The 11,744-nt window shown below is 38.1% G+C and carries 10 protein-coding genes; 6 read left to right on the top strand and 4 right to left on the bottom strand.

Annotation, left to right across the window (positions count from 1 at the left end; all coding sequences use genetic code 11):
* Positions 1 to 43 precede the first annotated feature (43 nt).
* Together J1905_RS14385 and J1905_RS14380 are read left to right on the top strand one after the other, a co-directional pair.
* Positions 44 to 1,807, top strand: coding sequence for an alpha-L-fucosidase (locus J1905_RS14385; RefSeq protein WP_214227970.1), 1,764 nt, complete (start codon positions 44 to 46; stop codon positions 1,805 to 1,807).
* 42 nt (positions 1,808 to 1,849) lie between these two features.
* Positions 1,850 to 3,220 (top strand): glycoside hydrolase family 2 TIM barrel-domain containing protein, encoded by a 1,371-nt coding sequence (locus tag J1905_RS14380; RefSeq protein ID WP_214227969.1) that lies wholly within the window; start codon positions 1,850 to 1,852, stop codon positions 3,218 to 3,220.
* A gap of 685 nt (positions 3,221 to 3,905) precedes the next feature.
* Here the strand turns inward: J1905_RS14380 and J1905_RS14375 are convergent.
* From J1905_RS14375 to pdxR, 3 genes are all read right to left on the bottom strand, one after another.
* The gene (locus J1905_RS14375; RefSeq protein ID WP_214227968.1) at positions 3,906 to 4,340 is read right to left on the bottom strand and encodes a GNAT family N-acetyltransferase; all 435 of its coding nucleotides are present in this window, start codon (positions 4,338 to 4,340) and stop codon (positions 3,906 to 3,908) included.
* Between the two features lie 147 nt (positions 4,341 to 4,487).
* Positions 4,488 to 5,954 (bottom strand): TlpA family protein disulfide reductase, encoded by a 1,467-nt coding sequence (locus J1905_RS14370; protein ID WP_214227967.1) that lies wholly within the window; start codon positions 5,952 to 5,954, stop codon positions 4,488 to 4,490.
* 590 nt (positions 5,955 to 6,544) lie between these two features.
* Positions 6,545 to 8,020, bottom strand: a complete 1,476-nt coding sequence (pdxR, locus tag J1905_RS14365) for a MocR-like pyridoxine biosynthesis transcription factor PdxR (RefSeq protein ID WP_214227966.1) — start codon at positions 8,018 to 8,020, stop codon at positions 6,545 to 6,547.
* A gap of 85 nt (positions 8,021 to 8,105) precedes the next feature.
* Between pdxR and J1905_RS14360 the strand changes: the two genes are divergently transcribed.
* The 3 genes from J1905_RS14360 (at position 8,106) to J1905_RS14355 (ending at position 9,188) form a co-directional block, all read left to right on the top strand.
* Entirely contained in the window at positions 8,106 to 8,552 is a 447-nt protein-coding gene (locus J1905_RS14360) for a GNAT family N-acetyltransferase (protein ID WP_214227965.1), read from the top strand.
* Positions 8,553 to 8,623: 71 nt separating this feature from the next.
* Positions 8,624 to 8,752: a hypothetical protein gene (locus J1905_RS23725; protein ID WP_284445109.1), complete on the top strand. Its 129-nt coding sequence runs from the start codon at positions 8,624 to 8,626 to the stop codon at positions 8,750 to 8,752.
* Between the two features lie 25 nt (positions 8,753 to 8,777).
* Positions 8,778 to 9,188, top strand: a complete 411-nt coding sequence (locus J1905_RS14355; RefSeq protein WP_214227964.1) for a GNAT family N-acetyltransferase — start codon at positions 8,778 to 8,780, stop codon at positions 9,186 to 9,188.
* An 84-nt stretch (positions 9,189 to 9,272) separates the two neighbouring features.
* Here the strand turns inward: J1905_RS14355 and J1905_RS14350 are convergent, their stop codons facing one another.
* Complete coding sequence (locus tag J1905_RS14350) at positions 9,273 to 9,944, bottom strand: hypothetical protein (RefSeq protein WP_214227963.1); 672 nt, start codon at positions 9,942 to 9,944, stop codon at positions 9,273 to 9,275.
* A gap of 242 nt (positions 9,945 to 10,186) precedes the next feature.
* Between J1905_RS14350 and J1905_RS14345 the strand changes: the two genes are divergently transcribed.
* Positions 10,187 to 11,743 carry a sensor histidine kinase gene (locus J1905_RS14345; RefSeq protein ID WP_214227962.1) on the top strand — a complete coding sequence of 519 codons (1,557 nt, stop codon included), beginning with the start codon at positions 10,187 to 10,189 and terminating at the stop codon, positions 11,741 to 11,743.
* Position 11,744: the final 1 nt, after the last annotated feature.

Raw genomic sequence — 11,744 nt, 5'->3', positions numbered from 1 at the left:
TAAAAGCACCGTACCGAAGAATATAAATGTAAGGGGAAAATAAATGAATAAAATTTTTTACATAGGCATCACATGTTTCATCATCTATTGTACGGAATTAAAGGCCCAATGGTCGGTCTTGAATACAGATAAGATACCCAAACAAACAGCATTTAAGTATCAGCCTTTTACTAAAGAGGAGTGGGATAGCAGTAATTTTGCAAGTCCGGAACAAATGAAATGGTTTACTAGTGCCCGTTACGGGATGTTTATTCATTTTGGCCTATCGGCGTATGTAGATAAAGATATCAGCTGGGAGATTTGTGAAACTCGTAAAGCTCCGGACATGGGGCATGGAGCATATCCTGATAGTGTGTGGAAGAAGTGGCCGTCAAAATTTAAGCTCGAAAATTTCAATGCGGATGAGTGGGTTCAAATTGCAAAGTACGCGGGGATGAAATATGTTGTGGTGATTGCGAAACATCATGATGGTTTTCACATGTGGAATACTAAATTTTCTGATTTTAAAATTACCAATACGCCATTTGGTCGTGATTATTTGAAAGAGATTGCAGATGCTTGTCATAAAATAAACATGCCATTCGGAATCTATTATTCTCAACGCGATTGGTATCATCCGGATTATGCTCCTGTAGATACTTCAAAGGCAGTAAACACCCAGAATGGTTTAGTGTGGAAATCGCTGAAAGGAGGAAATGCAGTTCCTGGCGCTACGCACAAACAGTACCTGGAATACCAGCGTAATGTAGTTAGAGAGCTATGCACAAAATATGGCAAAATTGATCTTTTCTGGTTTGATGCTGCGTGGTGGGGAGGGATGTTTACCGCTGATATGTGGGATGCAGAGAACCTAACACGAATGATGCGTAAGTTACAGCCGAACATTATTATTAATAACAGAACCAGTATTCCTGGTGATTTTGATACACCAGAACAAGAAGTAGGTCGTTATCAATCCCGTCCCTGGGAAAGTGCACTTACATTGAATGGCAACTGGGCTTATTCTCCATTACCAAACCTATCAAAAAAACAACTGTTAAGGGATTTGTTTTCTTCGGCTCAGGGAAACGGTAATGTGCTGTTGAGTTGGGGGGCTCATTGGGATGGTAAATTTGATCCGGTTCAAAAGACCTTGTTACTTGACATGGGGAGCTGGCTGAAAAAAATTGGCTCTGCTTTTTATGAAACTAAAGGAGGACCTTGGATGCCTGGTAAGTGGGGTGGTGCTACTTACAAAGGAAACAAAGTGTATTTGTATGTTTATGATTGGAAGGATGGTAAGATTAATTTGCCTGCGATTGCGGGTAATTCGATCTTGAGTGCAAAGTATTTGAATATTGAAGGCAAGGCCAGTTATGAAAGTAAAAAAGGGAAATGGCAGTTTAGTGCACCTATTAAGCCAGATAGTATAGCCACAATTATTGAATTGGTGATGAAAAAACCGATATCGGGAGTTTTAAGTGCGGCAAATCATTCCGTTTTTGATGGAGTAGAATATGGTGCAGCTATAAGAGACTTTGACATCAACTCTACTGATTGGAAAATGGATATGTATACTATCGATCTGAAAGAGAAATATAAGGTTACAGGTATTGGAATTTACGAAAGTAAGGATCAGGTTATAGTAAAGACATCTTCCGATGGAAAGAGTTGGACTGAAGCGGGAAAGATAAATCCTGAAGATACAGAAATAAGCCTTACTACTTATATGACTGGTGCTGAAGTGTTGGGACGTAGTATACAATACATACAGCTTAGCATTACAGGTGATCCGACAGCTGTAAAGATTAAGGTTTATTCAAAATAAAAGATCATGCTTTTATTATATTGCATTATGAAGAAAGAAATCATGAGTATGAATCTCCTTATTTTAGGCATAAGCTGTTTACTGACCGCAGGTTTCAGCGCGCCATCCTCAGCGTCAGTAAATGTCAGGCATGTATACAAAATTGAAACAGATACTGCAAAATTGATTCGTTCTGGATTGACCACTCATGCGAGCCCGAAAAACAGCAAAGCAATAAAGGTTGAAATTAAGAAAACAGAGACGGGTTATACGTTCATCAGAAACGGACAACCTTATTTTGTAAAAGGGGCAGGCGGGACTTCAGAAGCCGAAGCCTTAAAAACCGCAGGCGGAAATTCTTTCCGTACCTGGGATACCGGAGGTGGGGCGGCAAATCTGGAACAGGCAGAAAAGCTTGGGTTAACAGTTACAATGGGGCTGGATGTAGCACGTGAACGTCATGGTTTTGACTACAATGACGCAGTTGCGGTAAAAAAACAATTGGATCACCTGCGTAAAGAAGTGCAGAAGTATAAGAACCATCCGGCATTACTGGCCTGGGGCATAGGAAACGAACTGAACCTGGATTATAAAAACCCGAATGTCTGGAATGCGGTGAATGACATTGCAAAAATGATCCATCAGGAAGATCCGAACCATCCTGCTACTACCATGCTTGCAGGTATCAATCAAAGAGAAATAGACCAAATTAAAGCTAAATGCCCAGACCTAGATTTCCTTTCTGTACAGGTATATGGTGGATTGGCCAAAGTGCCTGATCAGCTGCGGACCACAGGCTGGGATGGTCCTTACCTGGTCACTGAATGGGGACCCACAGGACATTGGGAATGTCCGAAAACATCATGGGGCGCCCCGGTTGAAGAGACCAGCACGGAAAAAGCTGAAGTCTACAAAACACGATATGAAGCATCCATCCTGAAAGACAAGAATTGTCTGGGTTCCTATGTATTTCTCTGGGGGCAGAAACAGGAGCGTACACCTACATGGTATGGCCTGTTTACAGAAGCAGGAGAAACGTCAGAAGTGTTTGACGTTATGCAATATGAATGGAGTGGCAAATGGCCTCAAAATAGGGCGCCCAATATCGGTTCATTTACCGTAGATGGCAAAAGTGCACGCAGTTCTATTCATCTCAACCCCGAGGAAAAATATTTAGTGAAGATCTCTGTTTCAGATCCGGATAAGGACAAATTAACTATCAGGTGGGAACTGCTGCATGAAGCAACGGATCTTGGGCAGGGTGGTGACAGGGAAAGCAGGCCTGCAGCGATCCCCAATATGGTGACGGCAAATTCCCTGACAAATGCATTGCTCAGCGTACCTGCAAAGCTCGGTGCTTACCGTTTGTTTGTCTATGTGAGTGATGGTCATAATCATGTGGCTACCGCAAATATTCCTTTTATGGTACATTAATCTACCGTTATTTTGTCGTCACTAATACATAATTTGTCATTAAAAAATCTTCCTATATATCCGATTACTTATATATTGGAATCAGAGAAAAATAGACAAAGTAGGAGGATTACTGAAAAATTCGGATCTTCTGTATTTGGAGTACACAAAAGCTAAGGCTGTTTTGTCCTGCTTTAATGATAAGCTATAGCAGGACAAGATAATAGGTTATAACTATTGGTTTTAAATATTACTATCTTTAGTAAACCAACCTAAATTATTATGGAAAATTTAAAAGCCAAAGAAATGATATCTGCGGGACTAATTGGGGTAAGCGGTTTTGTTGCTCCGGGTTGTATAATTTACTATTTCACTGATCTTACTAAAAGTACTTACCCGTTAAAATATCTTGTACCAACTTTTATAATATCGTTAGCAGTTTGGCTTTATTGCTTTTATGTGCTTAGGTCAATAAGAGAATACAGGCAAAAAAATAGTCGTAACAGTATTTAATAATATCGGTGGTAAGTCCTTTTGAAGTCTGAGTATAATTCCAGAGCACAAAATCGTACTGGCATTCCGCAACTTGTGAAGAGATGTAACAGCCTGATGAGATGAGTTAAAGTACTGTTTGGTTATTTGCGCAGAACGTTTGTTTTCATTATTCTCCATATTACAAGTACTACAGAATTAACATTGGTAGCTATCAATGTGACCAATTAGCATAACTCATTTCAAATTTAATCTCGCCATTTGAATAACTACCAACCGACGTCCAGCCCTGAAGGGTATAGAACCGTTCAGCCCGTGTATTCGGAGCTGTTCCTAAAACTACCTTGTCTTTAGTTTGCTGAAAATACCAATCTAGCATTAATCTATGCAATTCCTTTCCAATTCCTTTTTCCGCAAAGTCTGGATCTACGAATAATGCCCATACACTCTTTTCCAATAGGTCTATAATGGAGAAGCCTACAACCAGGCCATCCACCTCACAAACCCAGCCCTTTCCTTTCTCGGATATGTAATATGCCACATCTTTATCAGGTACCAGATCGGGGTTGCTCAAGGTATTCTCCTTAACCAGATGTCTTACTACCTGCATCTGTTTGATATCTGAGAGTTCTGCAATTCTAAAAACCATATTTACAAACTTACTAATTGTTAAAATAAGTTACTGGATTTTATGCTGTTTGGTTTTGTCTGCAGGAGGTGTGAAAAACAACCGTCAAGAACAAGATGTAAATGTGGGTCAATCATTAAGGATGAACCATTATAAATTATTTGGGTCTTACAAATACTTGTTGATTAATTCCCTGAACCTGTGTTCACTGGGCCGTGGAGTATTGTCAATTAATACTTCTCCTGACTTCCCGATGAGCATATATCGTGGGATGCTATTTATATTGTGATTCTTGATGAACGATGCATCATCCGCATTGAGTAATAAATAATTGTCCTCTCCTTTAAGGCCCTCTTCTTTTGCAGCTTTTTTCCATCCACCGACCTGACTATCTGTAGATATGCTGATAAAAACAATGTTTTTACCTTTGTAATCCTTTTTTAAATTAGTGATATATGGCATCTCTCTACGACAAGGGCTACACCAGCTTGCCCAAAAATCTAAAATGATAAGCTTACCTTTATGTTTTGAAAAAACCTCTTTTAGGTCCTGCACGCTTTTTCCATCCAGAGACAATAATTTATTGGTGCCCTTTTTAAAATTTTCTGCTATATTGTTTTCCAGCAAAAGGGCATTGATTTTTTTGAAATATCCCCGATTAACACATAAGGAGTCAAATTTATCGACGTACTTTTTGGATATCTTAAGATGATTTTTTTTTGCGCTGTGAAGTAGGTGTGCTAATAAAAAATCCCGGATCTGACCATCAAAATTCTTCTCTATAAAATTGAATGATCTAAGAAAATCAGAGTCGTCTTTACCTATTCCGTCAATGTCAAATTTAGTAGTCCCAACAGCTATAGAAACCAGATCAATACATGCACGGTAGAAAATTGCATAGTCCTTAAATCCAAGGTTTCGAATACTATTGATTTTAGCCGTTGCAAGGTCTTTATACGAGATTTGTTTCATAATCATCTCTCTGTTATTATGATACAGCAGCAATGAATCCCGTAATGCGGTGGTTGAAATGCAATGTTTAGCAAAAGCAGCGAATTTGTCACTGACCGGATATTCCTGGGAATAAGATTTTAAATACGCCAGGCGCTCCTTTTTTAGGCTGTCAATTGTGGTTTCCAGTGTTTTAAGTTGATCCAGGTTTTTTACTCTTCGTTGAAAGTACATCGATGGATAGAAATACCACATATTTCCTGTCCGGTTTACTACTTTCCTAAAGAAATCAAGTTCATTTGTCCGCTCAGAATTTCCGGCTATATACATCTGCAAAGAATCAGGACCAGGGTTTTTTATATTTATTTTTTCCCCGGGATAAATTAGAAAAGGTGTTTGTTTTTCTGTGGATTCCAATAAAAGAACAGGGCTGGTTAATGCAAATTTGGTTTTTTCGGTTTTAACGCTTATTCCATGAGTTTGTGCCAATGAATCATGGTAATAAAAAAACAACTCTGGGCTTTTTTCATTTACTGGAACGCCGTCAATCAAAAGGTTAACAGTAACACTAAACAAAACTGGCACGTTTGATGCTATTTTCTTATTTGTAGGCTTAGGCTCGCAACCGAATAGGAGCACGGCTGCCGCTGTAAAAAGCGTAAAGATATAGACGAATTGTTTCATATTATTTGGTTAAGTAAATAGCTACGATTATGAATAACCGTAGCCATTCACTATTCTAATTTTTGCTGTTAAAATCCAGTGTCTTCATACCGATAAAAAAAAATGGATATTATCTTTGCCGTTCAACGCTTCGACAATTAAGCGGCATATATTGAAAAGGCTATGCTTCTTTACTTTTGCAAAAGATATCTTTATTGCTGGTCAAGCATATATTTTAGGTCAGTGAGTTTATATGAGTTAATCAACATAGTTTAGGTGTGACATATAGATATATAGCCATCGAAAAAAAATCATTAAATTAAATTGATTTGAAAGCATAATTATATTATTAAAGTTAATATAATGTTAATAGGTAAATCGGATATTTCAAAATAAAATGTTGATAATCAATGCATAAGTGTAATGTTTGCGTTTTTTTTTCTTTAATTTAAGCTTTCATAAAATGTTTACAGGAGTTGTAAAACGGGATTTCGAGCTTACAAAGCAAATCGAATAATTTTATGTAATTTTTACGTTACTGTTGGGTTGTTTGTAGATAAGTACAACAGTATGAGGAGTTTTAGCTACGTAGCAATGGACATGAATAGAACTTATATTGTTATTTCACTAAGATTTGTGTTGAATTTTTGAAACTGTATTTTTAGAAATTCTACAGTTTGTTCAAGTTCCTTTTCATCCATAGAAGCAAATCCGAAACGAAAAGCATTTTGTTCTGCACTAATTCTTTTGATTTTTAGCCCGGGCATTTCTTTTAATTGACTGATAGGATATTGAGGCAATAGTCTAATCCAAATTGCCATTCCGCCAGTAGGGAGTAAATAAGAGATATATTTACCGAGCCTCTCTTTCAATAGGGCATCCAGGAAATCCCGGCGATGATGATAGATTTTTTTCGCTTTTTTAAGGTGTCTTTTTAGTTCTCCATCTTTTATCATTATTGCCAGTGCATTTTGCATGTATCCATCACCGCCTACATCAATTACATTCCGCAAAGCGGTGCATTGGGATATGAAATTCTTCGGAGCAACCATAAAGCCGATCCTTATGGCGGGGTCTAGCATCTTGGAGAATGAACCGATATATATTACACTCCCCGTATGTCTGGCACTTGCTAAAGGTAGATAGGGGGATGAACTATAATGATAATCATAGTCATAATCATCTTCTATGATAACGAAAGAAAACTGATTCGAAAGTTCCAGTAACTTCATCCTTTTCTCTACACTAAGGGTGACGGTTGTTGGGTAGTGGTGATGGGGAATAACATAAACGGCGGTGATTTTTTGCTTTTTGCATAATTTTTCGATGGCATCCACATCAATGCCATCATCATCAACATTTACCTCAATAGTTTTTGTTCCTGTTTCCTCAAAAGCCCTATTGGCAATCGGATAATTGGGCCTGGCTACGACAATAGTAGTGGAGCTATCCAATAGCAGTTGGGACGACAGATAGATGCTCATTTGTGCCCCATGTGTAATCAACAGATTGTCTGGTGTTACATTTAATCCCCTTGTCTCGGACAAATATGCAACAAGTTCTTCCCTTAGTTTTAATGTTCCCTGCGCAGTCCCAACATGAGCATCCTTTACAGTGTGCTTCCTTGAGGTGAGCGAGCGGTAAGTTTTCAATAAATTGTCAATCGGAGAAAGACCCACATCAGGATATCCATCATCAATGAGAATATCCGAAGCGGATGTAGCATCTTTTATAATTTCATTTCTCTCAACAATTCTAAATGGCAGGTCGAAACTATTTTTATAAGATGCCGAAGGATCTGATTGGCTCCAATCATGGGGTTTTAATAGCGGAATATGTTCCGACACGGCAACGTGCTTTCTTGGAATAATCACAATCCAATCCTGCGCATTCAATTGTTCATAAGCTGCAATCACCGTTTTTCGGTGTACTCCCAAAACTTTTGCAAGCTCCCGACTGCCGGGTAGAAGTGTTCCGGCTTTTAATACTCCGTTCCTGATCGCATTAGTGATTGATAGGGCTATTTGTCGATAAACCGGGATTTTATTGCTTTTGTCGACGAGAATAATACGGTCGTAAGGAAACATCTGGACTACAATATATATTAAAACTGGATTACAAAGGTAGTCCTTATTAAAAATAAATTTGCAGTACAAACAAAATACTTTTAAAATGGATTTCAGTATCAAAAAAGTAAGTATGGTTGACTTAGACGTGGCGACGGATTTATTCAATCAATATCGAATTTTCTACCGTCAACAACCTGATTATGAAAAATGCAAAGCGTTTATACAAGAGCGTTTAAAGGAAGGACAATCCCATATCTTTTTGGTTTATGTGGGAAACCAGGCAGTTGGGTTTGTTCAGTTGTATGAACTATATCACTACATTAAACTTGGAAAACAATGGTTATTAAGTGACCTGTTTGTTCACCCCGACTTTAGGGGGAATGGGCTTTCAGTAGCATTAATTGACCGTAGTAAAAAATGGTGCGATGAGACAGGTGCTTGTGGTTTGATGTTGGAAACCGAAAAAACAAATGACATTGGCAATACGCTATACCCACGTTGCGGGTTTGAATATGACGGATTGCACAACTATTACTATTGGTGGAAATAAATTTGATATTGATCCTTTCGCTTTCTTTTTGGGAAAATGAGGAAAGCGTGATGGAATGGCGGAACCAAAAAATGAACAGAAATGCACAGCAAATGGGCAGAAATTCCGTATTTGAAGATTACAGGTTACGCGTCGCTGCAGTCATAAGGGATTACGGTATGACCGAAAGAGAGATGGCTCCTGCAGACAATATTTTTTAAAATAACAAAAAAGAAAATCAAGAATATGATTGCATATCAGATAGAAGAAAAAATCGGAGCAGAAGAATTTAGGCAAGTATTGGTAAACTCTACGCTAGGTGAAAGACGGCCCGTAAACGATTCTGAAAGGATTGCCGGAATGCTACAACATGCCAACCTCATTGCAACTGCACGCGACAACGGTAAACTAATTGGAGTGTCAAGGTCTTTGACAGATTTCGTGTATTGTACCTATCTTTCGGATTTGGCGGTAGATGAACGCTATCAGAAGAGTGGAATAGGTAAAGCTCTGATCCGTATGGCCAAAGAGTGTGCACCGAAAGCAAAACTTATCTTATTAGCAGCACCCAAAGCGGTGGGGTACTATCCCAAAATCGGTATGAGCCAATGGGAGCAGTGCTACATATTGGACAATGTGGAAGATTTAATTATCTAATTCTTCCACTTAAAGCTTCCTTGATGAATTTCCCACAATTGTAAGTTGAAATTAGGAGAGAAGTCTGTGGTATTTATGGTCCATTTAGTGTGGAATTGGAAACGGATGAGGGGCAATATCTTTTCTAAATTCAACTGAGCTTGCGTCAATTTCGTTTAACGATCGGTCTACTGATGTTGCTTTTAATACTTTTCTGAGAATGAAGAGGTCGTAATGGTCGAAAATTAAGATGTTTGGCGTCAACCCTTTAATGAATTCTGGTTTATCCTTCACCGTAAACTGTTCCCATTCCGCTTCAATTAGCCAAACATTGGCTAATATTCCCTGGGACTTTTGTATAAGGTATGTTTGATCATTAGGTAATGAACTAACTAGATCCGTGTACTTTGATTTCTTACTGCTGTTTTTTATCATATCTACATAATCCTGTTTAAAGGTCATGTTAGAAAGAAAGATCTCGTTATAATGATAAATAAATGGGTTCTGCCAAAACTCAAACAAATAGTTCTCAAAGGCCCAATGTCCTCCTCCCGGTTTCTTATTGTATGGCACAATCATAAATCTATAACTATCCAATTCCCCCACGAGACTTAAAGTGGTGCCGGTAGGTTTCGGCAGCTTAAAATCCCCTAAAAAGTGTCGAACAAATAGAACTTCTTTAATTACGACTTTACTTTCTTGCTGAGCAAAGCTCAGCTGAAAACTAAGTAGCAGAAGCAGTACGCTAGCTAGCTTAGTTTTGTTGTAGTTCTGCATGAGCGTTAATATTATTTTTTTTGAATCTATGTAATATTTTTTAAAAAGTGTTCGTTTTCTTGAAGCCCTAAATTCATGAATCATGAATTTAGGGTGTAATTTAAAACCATCATGATCTTTCCAAAGCTCACAGTGGAATGATCATGATCAATTTAAACTTTCCATCCCTCAAATCCATTATTGGTCACATTCTTAAAAAGCGTAAATTCCAACCTTGTATCATTGTATAAAATAAACAGACAATGAAAGTCGAAATAAGAAAGTATGAACAACTGCTGATTACCTTTTTGGGTTTGATGGCGATCCTAGGTTATATTTTGCAGTGTTTAAATTTGGCTCCAGTTTATACTGCCGGTTTTGACCAATATAATATTACCCACCCCAACCTTCAGTTTAATTATGCCACTAATCTTTTGTTACCACGAGTGGGGGTAGTGGTTTTACTGTTGGCCGTTTATTTTTGGATCAATCTTTTTACCATCCCACAATTGTGGCGAGCAAACTACAGGTCGTTCTTTATTTATCCATGGGTTTTATTTCAGTTACTGTTATTAGGTTTTCTTCTCGCCCTTGGGGTAAACGTTGCAACCTATTATGCGCATCCAGCCTTGAACAATTATGGTGAATTTCGTTTATTTGCTTTGTTTGGGTACAATGAAACTCCTTTGGTTGATTATTGGGCAGGGTTTGACAGGGCGCTGATTTTATTGCTCGTTTATGGAATTTATGCTTGTATACGCGAATTCATTATATACCGCATCAAAAACTCCGGCTCAAAAAGTACTTACCAAATTTTGATCGCCAATCAAATAAGCGTTTCCTTCTGTATCTTTTTACTGTTACCCAACCTGGCATCCGCTTTCCACATCATTAACGATGATGGTATATATCGTGCTTATTTTGTTTTTATACCGTCAGTAATATTTGTCTATTTCAGTAATACGTATTGGCTGTTTCCGCGCTTTGCAAATATATCGGGCGATGCCTTTCAATTGATCTGGCGGCTTGCAATTTCTACCTTTTTCTATTCAATTCCCATTGTCTTGTTTCCAAACCGAGGAGGGGTAACACCAAACATACTGCTAGTTAACTGGATAATTCAACTTGTTGTTGTTACACCGATTACCTGGATGCTTTATCAGCAACGCAAAGATAAAATAAGAGAACTAAGAGGTGCCGAAATTGCATTGTCCAAATCGACAGCTGATTTGCAGTTTTTGCGTTCGCAAATCAATCCTCACTTTTTGTTTAATATCCTCAACACGATATACGCCATGGCCCTGATAGATGGTTCCAAAAGAACGGCCAACGCGGTACAAAAGCTCGGCGATATGATGCGATTTATGCTGGATGACAATCATCTGGACTTTATTCCTTTGAACAACGAAATCAGCTATCTTCAAAATTATATAGCCCTGCAAAAATTGCGCATTCAGGATTCGGACGATATTGTGATTAGCGAAAAAATTACTGCTGACAATTGCACCTGTGAAATCATTCCTATGTTGTTAATACCTTTTGTTGAAAATGCTTTCAAGCATGGGATTGAGATCAATCAAAAGTCATGGATAAGTATTGTATTAACATGCGATCAAAAAGGCATCTGGTTTAACGTGAGGAACAGTTTGCATAAAGTTGATATTAATGATCCTGAGCGAAAACATTCGGGTATCGGCCTTCAAAACGTTAAAGAACGGCTGACGATGTTTTACGAGGGTCGGCATGAGTTAACTTGTGAAACGACTGATAAAGAGTTTATTGTGGATTTGATTATTAAAACTGAAATCTCTAAGATATGAA

This window comes from Pedobacter sp. B4-66 (assembly GCF_018492665.1).
Classification (GTDB): domain Bacteria; phylum Bacteroidota; class Bacteroidia; order Sphingobacteriales; family Sphingobacteriaceae; genus Pedobacter.
The sequence above is the reverse complement of the archived record's forward strand: the minus strand, read 5'-3'. Positions and strand labels throughout refer to the sequence as shown.

Excerpts from the sequence above, each read along its gene's own strand:
- J1905_RS14385 (WP_214227970.1), top strand. The coding sequence starts at position 44 with ATGAATAAAATTTTTTACATAGGCATCACATGTTTCATCATCTATTGT.
- J1905_RS14380 (WP_214227969.1), top strand. The coding sequence starts at position 1,850 with ATGAGTATGAATCTCCTTATTTTAGGCATAAGCTGTTTACTGACCGCA.
- J1905_RS14375 (WP_214227968.1), bottom strand. The coding sequence starts at position 4,340 with ATGGTTTTTAGAATTGCAGAACTCTCAGATATCAAACAGATGCAGGTA.
- J1905_RS14370 (WP_214227967.1), bottom strand. The coding sequence starts at position 5,954 with ATGAAACAATTCGTCTATATCTTTACGCTTTTTACAGCGGCAGCCGTG.
- pdxR (WP_214227966.1), bottom strand. The coding sequence starts at position 8,020 with ATGTTTCCTTACGACCGTATTATTCTCGTCGACAAAAGCAATAAAATC.
- J1905_RS14360 (WP_214227965.1), top strand. The coding sequence starts at position 8,106 with ATGGATTTCAGTATCAAAAAAGTAAGTATGGTTGACTTAGACGTGGCG.
- J1905_RS23725 (WP_284445109.1), top strand. The coding sequence starts at position 8,624 with ATGAACAGAAATGCACAGCAAATGGGCAGAAATTCCGTATTTGAAGAT.
- J1905_RS14355 (WP_214227964.1), top strand. The coding sequence starts at position 8,778 with ATGATTGCATATCAGATAGAAGAAAAAATCGGAGCAGAAGAATTTAGG.
- J1905_RS14350 (WP_214227963.1), bottom strand. The coding sequence starts at position 9,944 with ATGCAGAACTACAACAAAACTAAGCTAGCTAGCGTACTGCTTCTGCTA.
- J1905_RS14345 (WP_214227962.1), top strand. The coding sequence starts at position 10,187 with ATGAAAGTCGAAATAAGAAAGTATGAACAACTGCTGATTACCTTTTTG.